The organism is Listeria sp. MAN/IMW/UF555, from assembly GCF_058684075.1.
In genome coordinates this window covers 518,451-540,023 of sequence record NZ_JBZWZS010000001.1, presented here as the reverse complement: position 1 = coordinate 540,023, position 21,573 = coordinate 518,451, and the positions used below count along the sequence as shown (strand labels likewise).

Genomic DNA, 21,573 nt, shown 5'->3' with positions numbered 1-21,573 from the left:
GTTATGTTTATGGCGAAAATTACTGGAAGCGTAGTCTCGACAAAAAAAGAAGATTCGCTTACAGGCAAGAAATTAATGATTGTACAACCAATTGATGCGAACGGAGAACATGTGCGCTCAGAAGAAGTGGCATGTGACTCTGTTGGCGCTGGAATCGGGGAGTATGTGCTTGTTGCTCGTGGAAATGCGGCTAGGAGCGTATTTGCAGAACCAAATAGTGCGATTGATTCGGCAATTATAGCAATTGTCGATAGTTTTGATAAGTAAGGAGTGAATAACTCGTGAGTATTTATACAAAAACCGGCGATAAAGGAACGACTGCACTATTTGATGGAAATCGTGTGAAAAAATATGATGACCGTGTCGAAACATATGGTTCGTTTGATGAGCTAAATGCCGAAATTAGTGTAGCAGAAAAATTCGTAACCTCAAATGAAAACAAGGCTTTGCTTAGAAACGTTGAGCGCCAATTGTTTTATGTGTGTGCAGAGCTTGCAACAGAACACGAATCTGCGCTTGTTAGTAAAATTGTCATTACAGAAGATGACATTAACGAACTTGAAAAAGTTATTGATGCTTATACTCTGAAGTTGCCAAAAGTTGATAGTTTTGTGCTTCCTGGTTCAAGTAAAGCCGGCGCGTTTCTTCATAGTGCGCGGACGATAGCCAGACGAGCGGAACGATTATTAGTTCGTTTTTCAGAACAAACAGCAGTTAGAAATGAGCTGTTGAAATTCGTCAATCGCTTATCTGATTTCTTGTATATTCTTGCTCGAGAAGAAGACTTTAGACAGATGCTAGATAAAGCGACTAAGCTAATTGTTGCCAAGTACTTAGAGCAAACAGAACAAAAGCCTAGTACGACGAGCGATTTATCTTTTTCATTTTGTGGAAAACTAATGCATCAGGTGCAGGTTGTTTCAGAAGAAGTCGGCGTTCCAGTCACACTTGCAATAGTTGATGCGCACGGCAATGCAAGATTTAATTACCGAATGGAAAACGCTCTCTTAGTAAGCGCAGAACTAGCAACGAAAAAAGCATATTCCGCCGTAGCGATGAAAACAAGTACAGAAAAATTAACAGAAGCAGTTCAGCCAGGAGCCCCACTTTATCAATTAGAAACACTGACAAATGGTGACATTGTTACTTTTGGCGGAGGCGTTCCAATTTACGGAAAAGATGGAGCGATTATTGGTGGAATGGGAATTAGTGGCGGATCAGTGGAAGAAGATATCCACATTGCAAAAAAAGCATTATCAATGATAGAGAAGGGGTAATTCTGTATGGAATCATTAGAACTCGAACAACTGGTAAAAAAAGTTCTCTTAGAAAAATTAGCAGAACAAAAAGAAGTACCAACAAAAACAACTACACAAGGCGCGAAAAGTGGCGTTTTTGATACAGTTGACGAGGCTGTTCAAGCAGCAGTTATAGCGCAGAATTGCTATAAAGAAAAATCACTTGAAGAACGCCGCAATGTTGTAAAAGCAATTCGTGAAGCACTTTATCCAGAAATTGAAACAATTGCGACAAGAGCAGTTGCGGAAACCGGAATGGGTAATGTGGCAGATAAAATTTTGAAAAACACGTTAGCAATTGAAAAAACACCAGGGGTAGAAGATTTATATACAGAAGTAGCTACTGGTGATAACGGTATGACACTGTATGAACTCTCTCCGTATGGCGTAATTGGTGCAGTAGCGCCGAGCACAAACCCAACGGAAACATTGATTTGTAATTCAATCGGTATGCTCGCAGCTGGAAATGCCGTTTTTTATAGTCCTCATCCAGGGGCAAAAAACATTTCATTGTGGTTGATTGAAAAGCTAAACACAATTGTTCGCGAAAGTTGTGGTATTGATAACCTTATTGTAACGGTGGCTAAACCATCCATTCAAGCAGCTCAAGAAATGATGAATCATCCAAAAGTACCGCTACTTGTTATTACAGGTGGTCCGGGCGTTGTTCTCCAAGCGATGCAATCAGGTAAAAAAGTGATTGGAGCAGGAGCAGGGAACCCGCCTTCTATTGTTGACGAAACAGCTAACATCGAAAAAGCAGCTGCTGACATCGTAGACGGTGCATCTTTTGATCATAATATTTTATGTATTGCTGAAAAAAGTGTGGTAGCTGTTGATAGCATTGCTGATTTCTTGTTATTCCAAATGGAAAAAAATGGTGCTCTTCATGTTACTAATCCAAGTGATATTCAAAAATTAGAAAAAGTAGCCGTTACCGATAAAGGTGTAACTAATAAAAAATTAGTCGGAAAAAGTGCAACTGAAATCTTAAAAGAAGCAGGAATAGCTTGTGATTTTACACCGCGTTTAATCATTGTGGAAACGGAGAAATCTCATCCATTTGCAACAGTAGAGCTATTAATGCCAATCGTTCCAGTTGTAAGAGTGCCTGATTTTGACGAAGCCCTTGAAGTGGCTATTGAACTCGAACAAGGCTTACATCATACAGCGACAATGCATTCACAAAATATCTCGAGATTAAACAAAGCTGCAAGAGATATGCAAACTTCCATCTTTGTCAAAAATGGTCCTTCCTTTGCGGGATTAGGCTTTAGAGGAGAAGGTAGTACTACTTTCACTATTGCAACTCCTACTGGAGAAGGAACAACTACAGCACGTCATTTTGCTAGACGCCGCCGTTGTGTTTTAACAGATGGTTTTTCGATTCGTTAAGAGGAGGCAAAGTTAATGAATAGCTTTCAAATCAAGACAAAAGTAGCTTTTGGTACGAATAGTTTACAAGTTTTAAAAGAAATTAAAAATAAAAATGTTTGGATTATTTGTGATCGTTTTTTGGCGGATGGAGAGGGACTTCAAGGTTTAATTGGGCAGTTAGATGCATCTAATAATGTGCATATTTTCACCGATGTAGTTCCAGATCCACCCATTTCAAAAGTAGCTAGTGGTGTTAGTGAAGCAGGTAAAATTCAGCCTCAAGTCATGATCGCTTTTGGCGGTGGCTCAGCAATTGATACGGCAAAAGGAATTTACTACTTCGCAAAACGCTTGGAAAAAATTAATATTAGTACTTTTATCGCAATCCCAACCACAAGTGGCACTGGATCTGAAGTGACAGCTGCTACCGTTATTACTGATCCAACGACAAAAATTAAGTATCCACTTTTCCTAGATGAACTTATTCCGGATATGGCTATTCTTGACGCGCAACTCGTTGTCACAGTGCCGCCAGCGATTACAGCGAATACTGGAATGGATGTATTAACACACGCGATTGAAGCTTATGTTTCTAAAGCTGCGAGTGATTATACGGATGCACTAGGAGAAAAAAGTGTGCAATTAACGCTACGCTTTTTAACGAGCTGTTATGACGATGGTCGTAATTTGGCTAACCGTGAAAAAATGCATAATGCTTCGACAATGGCAGGGATGGCTTTTAACTGTGCCAATCTCGGTCTAAATCATAGTATTGCGCATCAACTAGGTGCACAGTTCCACGTGCCGCACGGTCTAGCTAATGCGATATTACTTGATGCGGTCATTCGTTTTAACGCCTTCAAAAATCGTGATACCGAACAAAAATATGCTGAATTGGCGAGGATTTGCGGAATGGCTTCTAGATCTGATTCCAATGAAACCGCTGTCCGTCTGCTTCGTGAAAGAATTGTCCAAATGATGGAACACATGCAAATGCCACGAACATTGACAGACGCTGGCGTAACAAAAGAAAAAGTCTATGCAAAAATGGACGAAATTGCAACAAATGCACTGAAAGACGCTTGCTTGCCAACAAGTCCAACAACACCAACACATCAAGAACTAAAAGAAATTTTAGAACAAATTATTTAGATTTTACGTTAAAAAGGAGGATAAACTATGTCAGCATATTTGGCGGAATTTATTGGAACGATGGTACTTATTATGTTTGGTAATGGCCTTTTAGCAGGTTTAACATTAAATAAATCATTATCACAAGGAGCGAACTGGGTAGTTGTTACATTTGGTTGGGGTTTTGCTGTAATGATTGGTATTTATGTCGCTGGGGCATATAGCGGGGCGCACTTGAATCCAGCAGTAACTATTGCGCTTGCAGTCGGAGGTTCATTCCCTTGGGCAGATGTAGTTCCGTACATTATCGCCCAAATCGCCGGAGCATTTGTCGGAGCATCGATTATTATTTTACATTATTATCCGCATTTTAAAGCAACACCACAAGAAATTGATACACATGGTATTTTTTCTACTGGACCAGCGATTCGAAACACACCGTTCAACTTAATCAGTGAAATTATTGCAACGTTTGCCTTCATTTTTGGATTACTTATGATCGGCGAGAATAGTTTTACAAATGGTTTAAATCCGTTAATTCTCGGTTTCTTAGTAGTTGCAATCGGAATGAGTTTTGGACCAACAACAGGTTATGCGATCAATCCAGCGCGTGACTTCGGACCTAGACTTGCTTACTTTTTACTACCAGTTCCAAATAAAAGTGGATCAGATTGGCGCTACGCATGGATTCCAATTGTCGGCCCAATCATTGGCGGTCTACTTGCCATTGGACTTTATAACATTTTATTATAAAAAATAGGATGGAGTAAACAAGAAGTAAGTTGTTTACTCCTTTAAAAATGAGAAAGGACTGAGCTATATGCACAAAATTATGGCGATAAACGCAGGGAGTTCTTCACTGAAATTCCAAATTTTTACGATGCCAGGAGAAGAAGTCTTAGTTAAGGGCTTAATTGAAAGAATCGGCTTACCAGATGCCATATTCAACATGTCCTTTCAACATGAAAAAATCAAGGAAACTCGCGCGATAAATAATCACGGAGAAGCAGTTGAAATTCTACTGGAGCAATTGAAGGAGCACCAAGTAATTAATGACCTAAATGAAATTACAGGAGTGGGACATCGTGTTGCGCACGGCGGAGAAGCTTTTGTTTCTTCATGTATTGTAACGGATGATGTTGTAAAGGGGATTGAAGATGTCACAAGCCTTGCGCCGCTTCATAATCCAGCCAATATCATCGGCATTAAAACATTCCGCGAACTATTACCAAATGCCGTTTCGGTGGCAGTGTTTGATACGGCCTTCCATCAAACGATTCCAGAAGAAAACTTTTTATATGCGCTCCCTTATGAACTTTATGAAAAACATCATATTCGAAAATACGGTTTTCATGGAACAAGCCATAAATATGTGGCTGGAAAAGCAGCAGAAGTTCTCGAGAAACCTTTAGAAAAATTAAAAATTATTTCTTGTCATTTAGGAAATGGGGCGAGTGTTTGTGCGATTGAAGCTGGAAAGTCAGTGAATACTTCCATGGGCTTTACACCAAATGCTGGCTTGATGATGGGAACACGTTCTGGTACAATTGACGCGACAATCATCCCTTATTTAGTTGACGAATTAGGCTATAGCTTGGATGAAGTGACACATTTGATGTCGAGCGAATCTGGCGTTCTTGGTGTATCCGGAATTTCAAGTGATTTTAGAGACATCGAAATTGCTGCGAAAGAAGGAAATTCGCGTGCGTTATTAACGCTCCGGATGTTTACTGGCCAGATCTGTAATTATATTGGGGCTTACGCTTCTGCCATGAATGGTTGCGACGCTTTATTATTTACAGCTGGAGTTGGTGAAAACTCACCATTAATTCGTAAAATGGTTACAGAACAGCTAAGTTACCTTGGTGTAACGTGTAATGTGACAAAAAATAATGCAGGTGATATGATAATTAGCAATGATGACGAAGCGGTCAAAGTATGCATTATTCCAACAAACGAAGAACTAATGATTGCTCGAGATGTAGAAAAATATACAAAACAAACGATAAGTTAAGGAGCGATTTGAAGTGAAAATAACGACGGCAATGCACGGTGGCAACTATAACGAACTAGCAAAACAACATGGATTAACCAAAGAAATGATTCTGGATTTTAGTGCGAATATTAATCCACTTGGCGTTCCAGCTAGTTTGAAACAAACGATAACAGCGAATCTGGATAATCTGGTGGAATATCCAGAACCAGATTACTTAGCGCTCCGTGCGCGTATTGCCTCGTTTCATCAACTTAACTTAGCAAATGTTATTCCAGGAAACGGTGCTACTGAGCTGATTTTCGGAATCGCAAAAGTAACCAAGGCGCAAAAAGTTCTCTTACTTGCGCCTACTTTTGCGGAATATGAACGAGCTTTTTTTGATGCGGAAATTATTTATGCAGAATTAACGAAAGAAACTCATTTTGCTGCAGCGGAAACGGTACTAGAAATAATTCAATGCGAATCAGATCTTGAAGCGGTCTGTTTGTGCAACCCGAATAATCCAACCGGACAATTAATATCGCAGCAAGAAATGATTCAAATTGCAGAATTATGTGAAGAACGAAACATATATTTAATCATTGATGAGGCGTTTATGGATTTTTTAGAAGACAATGAAACAATTTCGATGATTAATTATTTAGAAAGCTTTCCACATTTAGCAATTATCCGCGCATTTACAAAATTTTTTGCAATTCCAGGGCTAAGACTTGGTTATTTGTTGACCAAAAATGATTTGCTAGCTGAAGCATTATTACAAATGCGTGAACCTTGGTCTATCAATACTTTTGCCGATATGGCTGGTCAAGTATTGCTGAATGATACAGAATACATCACTCAAACATACAACTGGATTTCAGCTGAACGAGATTTTTTATATCAAGAGTTGTCTAAGTTTAGCGAACTAACCGTGTATCGCCCAAGTGTAAACTACATATTTTTCCATCTTGAAACACCGCTTGATTTACGAAAAGAATTATTGCTAAAAGGGATTTTTATACGCAGTTGTGCCAATTACCGTGGACTCACTGAAAATTATTACCGAGTTGCGGTGAAAGCTAGATGTGATAATACCAAGCTTATAAGAGCGCTCGAGGTGATTTTTAGTGGAAATTAAAGCAACTTGTCCCGCTTCATGTGGCGAACTTTTGCAAGGGTTTATTACTGGCGGCGAAAAATTGATTTCATACCCAATCAACTGGTATTCCGAAGTAACTTTATCCGATAAATCAGGACAAAACAGCCAAGGTCATACAAAAGCATGGCTCGCACTCGAGGTAACTTGCGAGTATTTTGGCGTGACAAAAAAAGAACGTCCACCTATATCGTTACTAGTAAAATCGACTATTCCGGTCGCCAAAGGGATGGCAAGCTCTACTGCTGATATTGCCGCAACCATAGGCGCTACAGCAAAATGGTTAAATAAACCGATAACAGAAACCGAAATTGCCAAGCTTTGTTTGCAACTAGAACCAACAGATAGCACGATTTTTAAATCACTCACACTTTTTGATCATTTAAAAGGGTCCGTGATTGAAAGTTCTAACTGGATGCCGAAACTGGGCGTCGTTGTCTTAGAACCACTTACTGTTTTGGAAACTGCAACATATCGGCAAGAAGACCACCATGAACAATTACTTGAAAATGAACAACAATTAGCCAAAGCTGTGCAATTTTTCAACCAAGCGGCAGCCCGAAAATCAATCAACTTGCTTGGAAAAGCCGCCACACTTAGCGCAGCGAGCAATCAAATCATTTTACCCAAACCGTTTTGGAATGAGTTGTTAGAAGTGGTGAGTTGTTTAAATCTAGTAGGGATCAATGTGTCGCATAGTGGGACGGTCGTTGGTTTACTGTATGAGTTAGGTAAGATAGACCCGCTAGAAATTTTATTCGAATTAGAACGACGCTATGTCACCACTTTTTACAGCAGATATTACTTTAGGGAGCTCGTTCGAGGTGGGGTTCAAATAATTTCTTAAAGCAAATTCTTCTTGCAAGCGGATTAATTTATGCTATAATAACTTTGATAAACGAATTCGTTCATACAAACAGTTAGATACTGGAAGTCTGGTGAAAATCCAGCACGGTCCCGCCACTGTAAGGAGTTAGACACTCTAAGTCAGGTCTTTTATCTAATTGTTTTAACTGGTTATACTGCTTCGAGGCAAAGCATGTATAATTCTTGGTTCCAGTGTAGTTGTCTCACTGGGGCTTTTTTATTTGTTTTTAAAACAAATAAGCCCACTGTAAATGGTTTGGTGCCGAGAAGCTGGACGAAGCTACGTTTTATCAAGCACCATACGCACAAAGATGTGCACCGCTTAGTTTTATGGTGGGCAATGATCTTTTCAACGACGAAAAGAGTGATACAAGGAACGTATCTTCATTGCCTATTTACAAAAAAGATTTGACATTTCCACGTGTTTGGTTTTTAATAAAGTGGACAAATAAAATATTTTACGGTACAAAGGCGTACTGTTTACTTAGCAAAGAAGCTTTGAGTTGGAAGAGGAAATTTCTCTACTCAAGGCTTCTTTTTTTAGTTTTAAAAAATTAGGAGGTAATCTCATGCAAAAAGTTAGTTTTAAAACAGATCTTTACATTGGCCAAGGAGCAACAGATCGTTTACTGGATTTTAAAGACAAACAAATTTTCATCGTAACAGATCCATTTATGGTGAGCTCAGGAATGATTAATGCTATCACGGAAAAAATTGATAAGTCGAATACATATACTATTTTTAGCGATATTATTCCTGACCCACCAATTGAAAACGTTGTAGCTGGAATTGAAGTTTTAAACGAATGTGATGCCAACTTGATGATCGCTATCGGTGGTGGTTCCGCGATTGATGCGGCGAAAGCGATGAAATTCTTTGGTCAAAAACTTGGTACGGTGCGCGCAATGCCATTCATCGTAATCCCAACTACAAGTGGAACTGGTTCTGAAGTTACTAGTTTTTCTGTCATTACGAATAAAGAAAAAGCAATTAAATATCCACTTATTACCGATGCTATTTTGCCGGATGAAGCGATTTTAGATGCGGATTTAGTGAAATCTGTCCCACCTGCAATCACAGCAGACACTGGCATGGATGTACTCACACATGCGCTAGAAGCATACGTTTCCACAAAAGCAAATGATTATTCGGACGCAATGGCTGAAAAAGTAATCCAATTAGTATTCACATACCTAGAGCGCGCTTATAAAGACGGAAATGATCTTGAAGCACGCGAAAAAATGCATAATGCTTCTTGTTTAGCAGGTATGGCATTTAATATTACCTCACTTGGTTTAAACCATGGTATCGCTCACACAGCCGGTGCTAAGTTTAAAATTCCACATGGTCGTATGAATACTTTACTTTTGCCACATGTTATTAGTTATAATGCTGGATTAACAAGTGATTTTGGTAACAATCCAGATAACCGTGCTGCAGAACGTTATACAGCAATTGCCAAATTACTAAAAATGCCAGCTTCCAATACAAGACTTGGCGTTCGCAGCTTAATTAACGCTATTAAACAACTTCAAAAGAAACTTAATATGCCAACAACATTATCTGAATGTGGTGTTAGTCGTACCGATTTAAACGAGCATATCGCGCAAATCGCTGAAGGTGCGCTGAATGATGGTTGTACTGCAACTAATCCAAGAACACCGACAGAAACAGATGTTAGTGCGATTCTCGAAAAAATGTTGGCTTAAAAGTTATTTATTTCACAACTGGAAACAAATAACCTATTGACATCGTTTTCATGCTACTTTATAATAGAACCGAGCACAAAGACGTGTGGAATAATAAATATAGCAGAGCAACGGGGCTCCCTCAAAAATATTGCACAATATTTTTAAGGGGCTCTTTCTATTTTCTGGGAGAATTTTTTCTCTAGCTCTTTAACTCTTTCGCTCAAGTATATGCTTCTATAGAGTGATTTCGTAGAGCTTTGTTACGAATCAATCAATAGCAGAAGAAGAGGACGTGACAGGAATGAATGGAAGAATTGTAATAGCCGATGATGAACCTATTACAAGAATGGATATCCGAGACATATTGGAAGAAGCGAACTACAATGTTGTAGGGGAAGCGACAGATGGTTTTGAAGCAATCGAACTTTGTAAAAGCCATCAACCAGATCTTGTTATTATGGACATTCAAATGCCACTCTTAGACGGTTTAAAAGCAGGGAAACGGATTATTTCTGAAGGTCTTGCTGGCGGTATTATCTTATTAACCGCATTTAGTGATCCAAAAAACACTGAAAAAGCAAAAGGATTCGGAGCATTAGGTTATCTAGTAAAACCACTTGATGAAAAAAGTTTAATCCCAACAGTTGAAATGAGTATTGCCAAAGGGCGAGAAACAAGAAAACTAGAGCAGCAATTAGAAAAGCTCACAAAAAAATTAGAAGAACGAAAAGTGATTGAAAAAGCTAAAGGTGTGCTTATGATTGAGAACAACATCACAGAGGAAGAAGCCTACAACATGATTCGTAATCTGAGCATGGATAAACGTTGTCCAATGATGGAAATCGCAGAAACGATTGTGATGAGCGATGACTAAGACGATTCGAGAAATGTGTTTACGCTATACGGACTTAGCAGAATATGATATTGATGAATTAATACATACTGCAAAATCGTTAAGCGAGTCTTCCATGTATCAAGATGTAGATGTTTTCATTGATGTTTATAACAAACTTACTAGTGAAGCACTTGTCATTCATCATACGCCGCCAAAATCAACCAAGTCACTTTATAAAAACAATGTAGTTGGAGAAACTGCTCTTCGTAGTAATGAACCAGGTGTACTCAGAACTCTTGAAACTGGTATGAACTCCAACGACTTGCTTGCAAAAACACAAGAAAACGTATTAATTCGTCAAAAAGTGTATCCTATTCGCAACAAGCAACGAGTCATTGCCGTACTTATTCTAGAAAATGATATTAGTGCAGAAATTAAAGCTCATTTTGAGATTGACAATGAAGAAACGGCTTATAGAGATGTTTCTACAACACTTTCCGCGATGAGTAAATTAACCGATTCTATTACTGATCAACTAGATGACGCAATCTTGATTTTTGATCGTAACGGTATTTTACAACAAAAAAACTGCGCTGCTGACCAGTATTATGAACGACTAGGCTACATGGAAAATATCCAAGGAATGCATTATGATAATTTATCTCTCGACCAGATGATGTTTGATGCAATTATGTATCAAATCGAAACGGGAAAACAGCCAGTTCAATTAAAAAAAGAAGTGGTTATTGCCGGGAATTACTTTATTATGAAGCAAATTTTTGTAAAAGAAGAGGATGAACAAGAATGTCGTTTTATCCTTATCTTACATGATGTCACGGATATTAAAGTGAAAGAAGCAGAAATCGTTTCAAAATCGGTGGCAATTCGCGAAATTCACCATCGTGTGAAGAATAATTTACAATCAGTTGTTTCACTGCTGAGAATTCAAGGCAGACGCTCTACAAGCGTGGAAGCACAGAAGGTTTTGAATGAGAGTGTCAGTCGTATCCTTGCAATTGCAGCTACACATGAACTTTTATCCAAGCAGATGGAAGACGGCATCAACTTATATATGGTAATTGAAGCAGTCGCCTATAATATTGAAAGATGTTGTAACGATTGTCCGCAAGTTGCAGTTAGAATGGATATTGATAAACGGATTTACTTGGATAGTGACCGAACCGTGGCACTAGCACTTGTTATGAATGAACTATTACAAAATTCATATGATCATGCTTTCCATCCAAATGAATCAGGCGAAATTTTACTACAAATAAAAGAAGAAAAAAATATTATTCACGCAGAAGTAAGCGATAATGGTCATGGCTTTAATGTTCGGAAAGTATCCGAAAAAAGCCTAGGACTTTCCATTGTCAAAAGTTACATCAAAGATAAACTTCGAGGTAAAGTAACAATTGAATCAAATGAACATGGAACTAAAACAATGTTCGATTTTAAATACAATTCAATCCATGCTACAAAGAAGTAGCTATGAAAAAAGCGATGAAGCTTAAAGCCAAGTAACGATACTGTTATTTGTCTTTAAGCTTTTTCTTTTTGCTAGAAAGGAGTGAGGGTTTTGACGGAAACGATTTTAAGTGTAGGGATTGACCTTGGTACGTCGACAACACAACTCATTTTATCCGAGTTAGAAATTCAAAATATGGCATCAAGCTTCACAGTGCCGCGCATTGTTATTTCAGATAAGCGAATCATTTTTAGAAGCGAGATTCTTTTTACACCGATTCTTGCTGATAATTTAATTGATGTCGATGCAATTCGTGATTTTGTAACGAAAGAATATGCGAATGCCGGGATTAAGAAAGAAGAAATCGGCATGGGGGCAGTTATTATTACAGGTGAAACGGCTCGTAAAGATAATGCGAGTAACGTTCTAGATGCGATGAGCGGTTTTGCAGGAGACTTTGTCGTTGCTACAGCTGGACCTGATTTAGAAAGTATTATTGCTGGAAAAGGAGCAGGTGCGCACACTTATTCTAAAGAAAATAGTACTTGTGTTGTGAATCTGGATATAGGTGGCGGGACAACAAATTTATCGCTATTTGATCGCGGTGAGCTTATTGATACAGCATGCCTTGATATTGGTGGTCGGTTAATCAAAGTGGACCGTGAAACAAGAAAAATCACCTATATTGCCCCAAAAATTCAAGCTTTAATAGAAAAACGTGGTTATCCAATCACGCTAGGTGAGAAAACCTCGCCAGAAAATTTACAACCAATTCTAGGTGAAATGGTAGAGTTACTTAAAAACAGTGTCGGTCTTGGAGCTCCAAATGGTTTTTACGAAACAATCATCACAAATAAAGGTTTAAAATTCCTTGCTGAAATTGAATGTATTTCTTTTTCAGGCGGTGTGGCTGATTGTATTTCAACTGGTGCTTTAAGTGATCCGTTTAGATACGGAGATATTGGTCTTTTACTCGGAAAGTCAATAGCTGAATCTAGCTTGATGACCGAAAAAAAGTATATCGAATCTGTCGAAACCATACGGGCAACTGTGGTAGGAGCCGGTTCACACACAGCTGAAATTAGCGGTAGCACAATCACTTATACCGAGAAAATTTTCCCAGTAAAAAACATTCCTATTTTGAAACTTGCCAAACAAGAAGAAAATGAAAATATGGCAGAAGTCATCAAGGAAAAACTCAACTGGTTCAAAATAGATGAAGATATGGAACGGATTGCACTTGCAATTGAAGGGGAGAATAGCCCCAGTTTCCAGCAAGTAACAGAATATGCAAAAGCCATTTGCGAGGGGATGAAAGAACCGATTGCACTTGGTCACCCACTAATTATCATTACTTGGCACGACATGGCAAAAGCGCTCGGACAGAGTATTTTCGGGCATTTACCAGCCGGCTATCCACTGATTTGTTTGGATAGTGTCAAAGTCGATAACGGTGATTATATTGATATAGGAAAACCAGTTGCTGACGGGAAAGTGCTACCAGTAGTAGTAAAAACCTTAGTCTTTAACTGATCCATATAAATAGCTTTAATTTTGAGAGGAGGATTTATCGAATGATTTTAAAAACGAATTTATTCGGCCATACATACCAGTTCAAATCCATCACTGATGTGTTGGCAAAAGCAAACGAAGAAAAATCGGGCGACCGTTTAGCCGGAGTTGCTGCTGAATCTGCAGAAGAACGTGTAGCTGCCAAAGTGGTGCTTTCTAAAATGACGCTTGGAGATTTACGTAATAATCCGGTTGTCCCATATGAAACAGATGAGGTAACCCGTATTATTCAAGACCAAGTAAATGAACGTATCCATGATTCCATTAAAAACTGGACAGTGGAAGAATTACGGGAATGGATTTTAGACCATAAAACAACAGATGCTGACATTAAACGTGTTGCACGCGGCCTAACATCAGAAATTATTGCTGCTGTTACAAAATTAATGTCCAACCTAGATTTAATTTATGGAGCGAAAAAAATTCGTGTTATCGCACATGCGAACACAACAATCGGTCTTCCAGGAACTTTCTCCGCTAGACTACAACCAAACCATCCAACTGATGATCCCGATGGTATCCTTGCTTCCTTAATGGAAGGATTAACTTACGGTATTGGGGATGCGGTAATCGGACTTAACCCAGTAGATGATTCTACTGATAGCGTTGTTCGTTTACTTAATAAATTTGAAGAATTCCGCAGCAAATGGGATGTGCCAACACAAACTTGTGTACTTGCGCACGTGAAGACTCAAATGGAAGCAATGCGTCGCGGCGCTCCAACTGGTCTTGTATTCCAATCTATCGCAGGTTCTGAAAAAGGAAATACAGCTTTCGGTTTTGACGGAGCAACGATTGAAGAAGCAAGACAATTAGCTCTTCAAAGTGGTGCTGCAACTGGACCAAACGTTATGTATTTTGAAACAGGACAAGGTTCTGAACTTTCTTCTGACGCTCATTTCGGCGTAGACCAAGTAACAATGGAAGCTCGTTGTTATGGATTTGCGAAGAAATTTGATCCATTCCTAGTGAATACTGTAGTTGGATTTATCGGACCTGAGTATTTATACGATTCCAAACAAGTAATTCGTGCCGGCCTAGAAGATCACTTCATGGGTAAATTAACTGGTATCTCTATGGGTTGTGACGTTTGTTATACCAACCATATGAAAGCCGACCAAAACGACGTAGAAAACTTATCCGTGCTTCTAACTGCAGCAGGATGTAACTTTATCATGGGTATTCCTCATGGTGATGACGTAATGCTTAACTACCAAACAACTGGTTACCATGAAACAGCTACTTTACGTGAATTATTTGGTCTAAAACCGATTAAAGAATTTGATCAGTGGATGGAAAAAATGGGCTTCAGTGAAAATGGTAAATTAACAAGCCGTGCTGGAGATGCATCTATTTTCCTAAAATAAGGAAGGGAGGAACTAAGCGATGAACGAACAAGAATTAAAACAAATGATTGAAGGCATTTTAACGGAAATGTCCGGTGGTAAAACAACCGATACAGTAGCAGCTGCGCCAACTAAATCTGTAGTTGAAACAGTTGTAACAGAAGGTAGCATCCCGGATATTACTGAAGTTGACATTAAAAAACAATTACTAGTACCAGAACCAGCTGACCGCGAAGGCTATTTGAAAATGAAACAAATGACCCCAGCAAGACTTGGTTTATGGCGCGCTGGTCCACGTTATAAAACAGAAACAATTCTTCGTTTCCGTGCGGACCATGCTGTTGCACAAGATTCCGTGTTCTCTTATGTTTCAGAGGATTTAGTCAAAGAAATGAACTTCATCCCAGTAAATACGAAATGTCATGATAAAGACGAATACTTAACTCGTCCAGACTTAGGTCGTGAATTTGATGATGAGATGGTGGAAGTGATTCGTGCGAATACTACGAAAAACGCGAAACTACAAATCGTTGTCGGTGACGGACTTAGTTCTGCAGCAATTGAAGCAAACATCAAAGACATTTTACCTTCTATTAAACAAGGTTTGAAAATGTATAACTTAGACTTTGATAATATTATTTTTGTAAAACATTGTCGTGTGCCATCCATGGATCAAATCGGCGAAATCACTGGCGCTGACGTTGTGTGCTTACTTGTAGGCGAACGTCCAGGTCTTGTAACTGCTGAATCTATGAGTGCTTATATTGCTTATAAACCAACAGTTGGTATGCCAGAAGCTCGTCGTACTGTTATTTCTAACATTCATAGCGGCGGAACTCCACCAGTTGAAGCAGGCGCATATATTGCTGAATTAATTCACAATATGCTTGAGAAAAAATGTTCTGGTATTGATTTAAAATAAAATTGTTAGAGGAGGAAACTTCATGAAAAACGATAAATTACCTGCATCCGTTTTAAGCGTCAAAGTTGTATCTAATGTAGACAATGGTTTATTTAAACAACTTGACTTAAAACCGCATCAAAGAAGTCTGGGTATTATTACATCTGATTGTGATGATGTTACATACACAGCACTTGATGAAGCAACAAAAGCAGCAGAAGTAGATGTTGTCTATGCGAAAAGTATGTATGCTGGTGCTGGAAATGCATCCACAAAACTAGCTGGTGAAGTAATCGGTATTATTGCCGGACCAAGCCCAGCTGAAGTAAAAAGTGGCCTTTCAGTTGCAGTAGACTTCATCGAAAATGGCGCTAGCTTTGTTAGTGCAAATGAAGATGATAGCGTACCTTACTTTGCACATTGTGTATCAAGAACAGGTTCTTTCCTTTCAAAAGAAGCAAATGTAGCAGAAGGACAAGCGATTGCTTACTTAATCGCACCGCCACTTGAAGCTATGTATGCTCTAGATGCAGCTCTTAAAGCAGCAGACGTAACAATTGGAACTTTCTACGGACCACCATCCGAAACTAACTTCGGTGGAGCACTTTTAACAGGTAGTCAATCTGCATGTAAAGCTGCTTGTGATGCGTTCAAAATGGCAGTAGAAAATGTGGCTGAAAATCCACTTCAATATTAAGGTGGTGCTAAAAAATGCCAAATGAAGCACTTGGTTTAATTGAAGTCACTGGTTTCCTTGGTGCTGTGGTTGCCGCTGATACTTGTTTAAAAGCAGCAAATGTTGAATTAATTAGATGTGAAGTCATTAAAGGTGGCTTAACAACAGTTGAATTAACAGGCGATGTTGGTGCTGTAAATGCAGCAGTGGAAGCAGGAAAAGCAGCTACAGAAAGCTTAGGTTGCCTCATTTCTAGTCACGTGATAGCAAGAATGAGTGAAGAAACGAAATCACTCTTTGTAAAAGCTGAGCAAGAAATAGAAGAAACAAATGAAGTTATCCAAGAAGTCGTAGAAGTAAAAACAACTACAGATGAAACGGAAAAGAAACTTCGCGAAATGAAAGTTATTGATTTAAGGAAACTTGCTTACACATTAGATAATGTGCCTATCCCAAAAAGCAAGATTAAATATGCGAACAAGGATAAACTTGTTCACGCACTAAAAGATATTTATGGAAGGAGTGAAAACTAGTGGCACTAGAAGATAAAGATTTACGCTCAATCCAAGAAGTTCGTAACCTCATTGAATCAGCTAACAAAGCACAAAAAGAACTTGCTGCAATGAGCCAACAACAAATTGATACAATTGTAAAAGCGATTGCTGATGCCGGTTATGATGCTCGCGAAAAACTCGCAAAAATGGCACATGAAGAAACTGGTTTTGGAATTTGGCAAGACAAAGTAATTAAAAACGTCTTCGCCTCCAAGCACGTCTACAATTACATCAAAGATATGAAAACCATTGGTATGTTAAAAGAAGATAACGAAAAGAAAGTAATGGAGGTTGCAGTTCCACTAGGCGTAGTTGCAGGATTAATTCCATCAACAAACCCAACATCCACTGTTATTTACAAAACACTAATTTCGATTAAAGCAGGAAATAGTATCGTATTTTCTCCACATCCAAACGCACTAAAAGCAATTCTTGAAACAGTAAGAATCATTAGTGAAGCTGCAGAAAAAGCTGGTTGTCCAAAAGGCGCTATCAGCTGTATGACTGTTCCAACAATCCAAGGAACAGATCAACTGATGAAACACAAAGATACAGCAGTTATCCTTGCAACAGGTGGTTCTGCTATGGTAAAAGCTGCTTATTCATCTGGAACTCCAGCAATTGGAGTTGGACCAGGTAATGGCCCAGCATTTATCGAACGCAGCGCTAACATCCCTCGCGCAGTAAAACATATTCTTGATTCTAAAACATTCGATAACGGAACAATTTGCGCATCTGAGCAATCGGTCGTTGTGGAACGTGTGAATAAAGAAGCTGTCATTGCTGAATTTAGAAAACAAGGAGCACACTTCTTATCAGATGCAGAAGCTGTTCAACTTGGTAAATTCATTTTACGTCCAAATGGATCCATGAACCCAGCAATCGTAGGTAAAAGCGTGCAACATATCGCTAACCTTGCTGGCCTAACTGTTCCAGCTGACGCAAGAGTACTTATCGCTGAAGAAACAAAAGTTGGCGCTAAAATCCCTTATTCAAGAGAAAAATTAGCACCAATCTTGGCTTTCTACACAGCGGAAACTTGGCAAGAGGCTTGTGAACTTAGCATGGATATTCTTTATCACGAAGGAGCTGGACATACTTTAATCATCCACTCTGAAGATAAAGAAATCATCCGCGAATTCGCACTGAAAAAACCAGTTTCCCGTCTCTTAGTTAATACACCAGGAGCACTTGGCGGAATTGGCGCAACAACAAATCTTGTACCTGCTTTAACACTTGGTTGTGGGGCAGTTGGAGGAAGTTCATCATCTGATAATATCGGACCTGAAAATCTATTCAACATTCGTCGCATTGCTACTGGCGTTTTAGAGTTAGAAGATATTCGTAAAGAAGAAAACCAAGCAACACCTGAACTTTCGGTTGATGCAGACGCACTCATCCAAAGTTTAGTAGAAAAAGTTTTAGCAGAATTAAAATAAAAAATAAAACACTAATTGGAGGAATTTTAAAATGGCAAACGCAAACGCATTAGGTATGATCGAAACAAAAGGTTTAGTAGGAGCAGTAGAAGCAGCAGACGCAATGGTGAAAGCAGCTAACGTAACACTTATGGGTAAAGAACAAGTTGGTGGCGGTCTAGTAACAGTTATGGTTCGCGGTGATGTAGGAGCAGTTAAAGCAGCAACAGATGCAGGCGCAGCAGCAGCTGAACGCGTTGGTGAATTATTATCTGTACACGTAATTCCACGTCCACACAGCGAAGTAGACGCAATTCTACCAAAAAGCGCTGAATAAGAAAAATTTCTAACATAAATCAGGAAAAAGCGTGAGCGTAGGGCATAAGGGTTCCATCAGACTCGGAAAATGCCTAAAACTTTCGCTTTTTACCAGATTTAAGCAAGACAAAGCTTCCCATCATTACTAACACCAATTGTAAATGGGACAAAAGGATGTGGTTCTTTGGCTATTTTGACAGAAGATGAGTTACGAAAAGCCTACTTACACACCGATTTAAAAACAAAGAAAAAATTAGATATAAAAAAAGGAACGATTATTACTCCATCAGCTAAGAGTTTTTTATCTGAAAAGAAAATCGACCTTCATTATATTGATGAAATTTCAGAAACAAAAGTAGTAGTGGAGCCAGTGAAAAAAGAAACTACTAGAGCAAAATTCCAAACGATTTATGGTGGTTCAGTAGATGAAAAGCCAGAACATATGACGCATTTACGCGGCAACTTGCTTGTATTTAAAGACCATCCTCAAATCGCTTTCCGCGGAAAATTAGATACACTTGAAGCTGAAATCCTGGAAACCCAGTGTTCTGTTGCTAGTGAATTTAAAGAACTTGCGGAAGATTTACAAGAAATCCTCACCTTTGTAAGAAATATTGTTCGATCGGAAGTTTTAAACGAGCAAATTGAAACAGTTAATTTGCTTGGAATGGACGAAAAAGAACTGCGGGAACGTAGTCATAATCCGAAAAAATACTACCAAATGACACATTTTATGCCCGATTATACGATGGGGAATGCTGTTATTCGGTTAAACAAATTAAGAACGATGGTTCGTGAAACGGAATTAACTGCTTTTACAGCATTTAAGGAAGCGGATTATTCGGTAAAAAGACCAGATATTATTCAAGCGCTCAACCGGTTATCCAGTTTATTTTGGATACTAATGTTCCGCGTAAGAACTGGTGAATATAAAAAGTAAGGAGGCTTATTCATGAATAATGAGTTAATAACAAGCCTTATTGAAGAAGTCACTCGCCGTGCGTTACTTGAAACTGGCGTAGAAGTAGAAGCATCCGGCCGCCACGTTCATTTAGATCGTGAAACAGTCGATGCACTATTTGGACCTGGGTATGAACTTACTCATTTCCGTGACCTATCTCAACCAGGTCAATATGTTTGTAAAGAAAGAATTAGCATCGTTGGACCAAAAAGCGTGATTCATAACGTAGTAATTCTTGGACCAATCCGTAAAAAAACACAAGTAGAAATTAGTGCTACAGACGGTACCGCACTTGGTATTAAAGCACCTGTCCGCGAAAGTGGAGACATAGCCGGGACACCAGGAATTTTACTTTTATCTGCTAAAAACAGTGTTCAATTAACTGAAGGACTTATTGTTGCAAAACGCCATATTCATATGACGCCAGAAGATGCAGCAAAACAACAAGTAACACAAAGTGAAATTGTTCAAGTGAAAATTAATGGCGATAGACCACTGATTTTTGACGATGTGGTCGTTCGAATTAGCCCTGATTTTGCTACATATATGCATATTGATTACGACGAAGCCAACGCATGCGGCTTTAAAAAGGGAATTCGAGGTCAAATAATTAAGAAAACAAAGGCAAAATGAGTATGGAAATAGAAGCTCTAATAAAAGCCGTCACCGAGGAAGTCATGAGACGATTACAACTTCCAGATAAAAAAATGATTATCATGGGACAAGATTCAGAACACACTCTCAGACAGTGTTATCAAAAAGAATATCAAGTTTCGCTTTATGATCGTTCTGAACGTACCTGTGACATTTTATTATTAGAAGAAATGGAAATCGCTGAATTAGCTCGAATCAGTTTGCTTGCACCAATGAATAAAAAAGAACAATTTATCACAGATCATCTTTTAGAAGGACGTCCTACTTGGATCATGAAAAGCGGAATTAAAACAAATGCTTATAAACGTTCTGCTAAATATGGTATCAGACAGCTCCTTCAAGAATATGAAGAAAAACTCGCTCGTTTTGGCGTAGAATTTATCGATAATCCGGTGAAATCCGTGAAAACGAGCAAAGTTATTAGCGAACAAGATGTGATTAAACTCACGAAGAACAAAAGCGAATTCATTTTGCCAGAGGGAAGTTTCTTAACACCACTTGCAAAAGATTATTTACAGGAAAACCGAATTAGCATTAAAGAAAGTTAGGAAGGAAGAGCGGCATGCAAATTGGAAAAGTTACCGGGAGTTTATGGGCGACAAGAAAAGATGAAAAACTGAATGGTTTAAAACTACTACTAGTAGAGATTTGTACCGATGAAGTGGAAGATAAAAGACATTCCATAGTGGCAGCTGATAATGCCGGAGCAGGAAACGGTGATCTCGTGCTCGTTACAACTGGTAGCGCAGCACGAGCATCCACTGGGGATAATACAATACCAGTGGACGCGTGTATCGTCGGCATTATCGACTCGGTAGAACGTTATGGCTGAACAGTCCTTAGGTATTCTTGAACTTAGAAGCATAAGTAAAGGTTACGAAATGGCCGATGTTTTTTTAAAAGCTGGCAATGTAACTTTATTTACTTTTCGTCCGACATGTCCTGGTAAATTTTTGATTATTTTGCAAGGTGCTTCCGGTGAACTTACTAGTGCGATGCAAGATGCAAAAGAAGAAGCAGGGAAATTTCATGTTTCTTCTTATATTTTGCATATGGCGCACGAAGAATTACTTGCTTTTCTAAACAATAAACACCCTAAAGTTGATGTTGATGCAGTAGGAATTATCGAAATCAGTCAATTGGGTGCTGGGCTAAACGCGGTGAATGAAGCGCTAAAAAAATCAGCTATTCATTTAAAACGAATGACGCTCGGTGCTTCGATTGGTGGGAAATTTGTGGCTGTTTTTACAGGGGAAGTTAGTGCTATTCAAGAAGGGATGCGGATTCTAATCGAAACCGCAGAACCAAAAAAGGTGATACATCATACGGTCATTCCTTCTCCTGATGAACTTTTAAAACGCTATCTATAGAATGG

23 protein-coding genes and 1 riboswitch are annotated in these 21,573 nt (G+C 38.8%); all 23 genes read left to right on the top strand.

Going from position 1 to position 21,573, the window contains the following annotated elements; genetic code table 11:
- Positions 1-3 precede the first annotated feature (3 nt).
- Positions 4-267 carry a EutN/CcmL family microcompartment protein gene (locus tag AC4PG8_RS02630; protein WP_010990786.1) on the top strand — a complete coding sequence of 88 codons (264 nt, stop codon included), beginning with the start codon at positions 4-6 and terminating at the stop codon, positions 265-267.
- Positions 268-281: 14 nt separating this feature from the next.
- Positions 282-1,277 carry a cob(I)yrinic acid a,c-diamide adenosyltransferase gene (locus tag AC4PG8_RS02625; RefSeq protein ID WP_185540022.1) on the top strand — a complete coding sequence of 332 codons (996 nt, stop codon included), beginning with the start codon at positions 282-284 and terminating at the stop codon, positions 1,275-1,277.
- Between the two features lie 6 nt (positions 1,278-1,283).
- The gene (locus AC4PG8_RS02620) at positions 1,284-2,693 is read left to right on the top strand and encodes an aldehyde dehydrogenase family protein (protein WP_033533133.1); all 1,410 of its coding nucleotides are present in this window, start codon (positions 1,284-1,286) and stop codon (positions 2,691-2,693) included.
- A gap of 15 nt (positions 2,694-2,708) precedes the next feature.
- Complete coding sequence (locus AC4PG8_RS02615; protein ID WP_185510319.1) at positions 2,709-3,827, top strand: 1-propanol dehydrogenase PduQ; 1,119 nt, start codon at positions 2,709-2,711, stop codon at positions 3,825-3,827.
- A 27-nt stretch (positions 3,828-3,854) separates the two neighbouring features.
- Complete coding sequence (locus tag AC4PG8_RS02610; protein WP_045553373.1) at positions 3,855-4,559, top strand: MIP/aquaporin family protein; 705 nt, start codon at positions 3,855-3,857, stop codon at positions 4,557-4,559.
- Positions 4,560-4,626: 67 nt separating this feature from the next.
- Positions 4,627-5,820, top strand: a complete 1,194-nt coding sequence (locus tag AC4PG8_RS02605) for an acetate/propionate family kinase (RefSeq protein ID WP_492169995.1) — start codon at positions 4,627-4,629, stop codon at positions 5,818-5,820.
- A 13-nt stretch (positions 5,821-5,833) separates the two neighbouring features.
- A complete protein-coding gene (gene cobD / locus AC4PG8_RS02600; RefSeq protein WP_185540017.1) occupies positions 5,834-6,919 on the top strand; it encodes a threonine-phosphate decarboxylase CobD in 1,086 nt (361 codons plus the stop codon).
- Positions 6,909-7,784: a GHMP family kinase ATP-binding protein gene (locus AC4PG8_RS02595; RefSeq protein WP_185540015.1), complete on the top strand. Its 876-nt coding sequence runs from the start codon at positions 6,909-6,911 to the stop codon at positions 7,782-7,784. The genes cobD and AC4PG8_RS02595 overlap by 11 nt, the downstream gene beginning before the upstream one ends.
- 55 nt (positions 7,785-7,839) lie before the next feature.
- Positions 7,840-7,989, top strand: a riboswitch (adenosylcobalamin (AdoCbl) riboswitch).
- A gap of 384 nt (positions 7,990-8,373) precedes the next feature.
- Entirely contained in the window at positions 8,374-9,513 is a 1,140-nt protein-coding gene (locus AC4PG8_RS02590; RefSeq protein ID WP_003761778.1) for a 1-propanol dehydrogenase PduQ, read from the top strand.
- 274 nt (positions 9,514-9,787) lie between these two features.
- Complete coding sequence (locus AC4PG8_RS02585; protein ID WP_003724712.1) at positions 9,788-10,369, top strand: ANTAR domain-containing response regulator; 582 nt, start codon at positions 9,788-9,790, stop codon at positions 10,367-10,369.
- Positions 10,362-11,819 (top strand): sensor histidine kinase, encoded by a 1,458-nt coding sequence (locus tag AC4PG8_RS02580; protein ID WP_003761781.1) that lies wholly within the window; start codon positions 10,362-10,364, stop codon positions 11,817-11,819. The genes AC4PG8_RS02585 and AC4PG8_RS02580 overlap by 8 nt, the downstream gene beginning before the upstream one ends.
- Positions 11,820-11,909: 90 nt before the next feature.
- Positions 11,910-13,331: an ethanolamine ammonia-lyase reactivating factor EutA gene (gene eutA / locus AC4PG8_RS02575; protein WP_492169994.1), complete on the top strand. Its 1,422-nt coding sequence runs from the start codon at positions 11,910-11,912 to the stop codon at positions 13,329-13,331.
- 41 nt (positions 13,332-13,372) lie between these two features.
- Complete coding sequence (locus AC4PG8_RS02570) at positions 13,373-14,737, top strand: ethanolamine ammonia-lyase subunit EutB (RefSeq protein WP_003761786.1); 1,365 nt, start codon at positions 13,373-13,375, stop codon at positions 14,735-14,737.
- Between the two features lie 19 nt (positions 14,738-14,756).
- On the top strand, positions 14,757-15,638 hold the full coding sequence (gene eutC, locus AC4PG8_RS02565) for an ethanolamine ammonia-lyase subunit EutC (RefSeq protein WP_003761788.1): 882 nt from the start codon (positions 14,757-14,759) through the stop codon (positions 15,636-15,638).
- A gap of 22 nt (positions 15,639-15,660) precedes the next feature.
- Entirely contained in the window at positions 15,661-16,314 is a 654-nt protein-coding gene (gene eutL / locus AC4PG8_RS02560) for an ethanolamine utilization microcompartment protein EutL (RefSeq protein WP_003761789.1), read from the top strand.
- A 14-nt stretch (positions 16,315-16,328) separates the two neighbouring features.
- Entirely contained in the window at positions 16,329-16,826 is a 498-nt protein-coding gene (locus tag AC4PG8_RS02555) for a BMC domain-containing protein (RefSeq protein ID WP_003771463.1), read from the top strand.
- Positions 16,826-18,286 (top strand): acetaldehyde dehydrogenase (acetylating), encoded by a 1,461-nt coding sequence (locus tag AC4PG8_RS02550; protein ID WP_003761793.1) that lies wholly within the window; start codon positions 16,826-16,828, stop codon positions 18,284-18,286. Before AC4PG8_RS02555 ends, AC4PG8_RS02550 begins: the two co-directional genes overlap by 1 nt.
- A 31-nt stretch (positions 18,287-18,317) precedes the next feature.
- Positions 18,318-18,602: a BMC domain-containing protein gene (locus AC4PG8_RS02545; RefSeq protein WP_003719393.1), complete on the top strand. Its 285-nt coding sequence runs from the start codon at positions 18,318-18,320 to the stop codon at positions 18,600-18,602.
- Between the two features lie 165 nt (positions 18,603-18,767).
- Complete coding sequence (locus tag AC4PG8_RS02540) at positions 18,768-19,523, top strand: cobalamin adenosyltransferase (protein WP_160463936.1); 756 nt, start codon at positions 18,768-18,770, stop codon at positions 19,521-19,523.
- A 12-nt stretch (positions 19,524-19,535) separates the two neighbouring features.
- Complete coding sequence (gene eutD / locus AC4PG8_RS02535) at positions 19,536-20,177, top strand: ethanolamine utilization phosphate acetyltransferase EutD (protein WP_003761796.1); 642 nt, start codon at positions 19,536-19,538, stop codon at positions 20,175-20,177.
- Positions 20,174-20,746: a TIGR02536 family ethanolamine utilization protein gene (locus tag AC4PG8_RS02530; protein WP_492169993.1), complete on the top strand. Its 573-nt coding sequence runs from the start codon at positions 20,174-20,176 to the stop codon at positions 20,744-20,746. The genes eutD and AC4PG8_RS02530 overlap by 4 nt, the downstream gene beginning before the upstream one ends.
- A 14-nt stretch (positions 20,747-20,760) precedes the next feature.
- On the top strand, positions 20,761-21,030 hold the full coding sequence (locus AC4PG8_RS02525; RefSeq protein WP_003761800.1) for a EutN/CcmL family microcompartment protein: 270 nt from the start codon (positions 20,761-20,763) through the stop codon (positions 21,028-21,030).
- Entirely contained in the window at positions 21,023-21,568 is a 546-nt protein-coding gene (locus tag AC4PG8_RS02520) for an ethanolamine utilization microcompartment shell protein (RefSeq protein ID WP_003761802.1), read from the top strand. Before AC4PG8_RS02525 ends, AC4PG8_RS02520 begins: the two co-directional genes overlap by 8 nt.
- Positions 21,569-21,573: the final 5 nt, after the last annotated feature.

Bases quoted from the DNA above. Each gene is read 5' to 3' on its own strand.
- AC4PG8_RS02630 (WP_010990786.1), top strand. From the start codon at position 4: ATGTTTATGGCGAAAATTACTGGAAGCGTAGTCTCGACAAAAAAAGAA.
- AC4PG8_RS02620 (WP_033533133.1), top strand. From the start codon at position 1,284: ATGGAATCATTAGAACTCGAACAACTGGTAAAAAAAGTTCTCTTAGAA.
- AC4PG8_RS02615 (WP_185510319.1), top strand. From the start codon at position 2,709: ATGAATAGCTTTCAAATCAAGACAAAAGTAGCTTTTGGTACGAATAGT.
- AC4PG8_RS02610 (WP_045553373.1), top strand. From the start codon at position 3,855: ATGTCAGCATATTTGGCGGAATTTATTGGAACGATGGTACTTATTATG.
- AC4PG8_RS02605 (WP_492169995.1), top strand. From the start codon at position 4,627: ATGCACAAAATTATGGCGATAAACGCAGGGAGTTCTTCACTGAAATTC.
- AC4PG8_RS02590 (WP_003761778.1), top strand. From the start codon at position 8,374: ATGCAAAAAGTTAGTTTTAAAACAGATCTTTACATTGGCCAAGGAGCA.
- AC4PG8_RS02580 (WP_003761781.1), top strand. From the start codon at position 10,362: ATGACTAAGACGATTCGAGAAATGTGTTTACGCTATACGGACTTAGCA.
- AC4PG8_RS02570 (WP_003761786.1), top strand. From the start codon at position 13,373: ATGATTTTAAAAACGAATTTATTCGGCCATACATACCAGTTCAAATCC.
- eutC (WP_003761788.1), top strand. From the start codon at position 14,757: ATGAACGAACAAGAATTAAAACAAATGATTGAAGGCATTTTAACGGAA.
- eutL (WP_003761789.1), top strand. From the start codon at position 15,661: ATGAAAAACGATAAATTACCTGCATCCGTTTTAAGCGTCAAAGTTGTA.
- AC4PG8_RS02555 (WP_003771463.1), top strand. From the start codon at position 16,329: ATGCCAAATGAAGCACTTGGTTTAATTGAAGTCACTGGTTTCCTTGGT.
- AC4PG8_RS02545 (WP_003719393.1), top strand. From the start codon at position 18,318: ATGGCAAACGCAAACGCATTAGGTATGATCGAAACAAAAGGTTTAGTA.
- eutD (WP_003761796.1), top strand. From the start codon at position 19,536: ATGAATAATGAGTTAATAACAAGCCTTATTGAAGAAGTCACTCGCCGT.
- AC4PG8_RS02530 (WP_492169993.1), top strand. From the start codon at position 20,174: ATGAGTATGGAAATAGAAGCTCTAATAAAAGCCGTCACCGAGGAAGTC.
- AC4PG8_RS02525 (WP_003761800.1), top strand. From the start codon at position 20,761: ATGCAAATTGGAAAAGTTACCGGGAGTTTATGGGCGACAAGAAAAGAT.
- AC4PG8_RS02520 (WP_003761802.1), top strand. From the start codon at position 21,023: ATGGCTGAACAGTCCTTAGGTATTCTTGAACTTAGAAGCATAAGTAAA.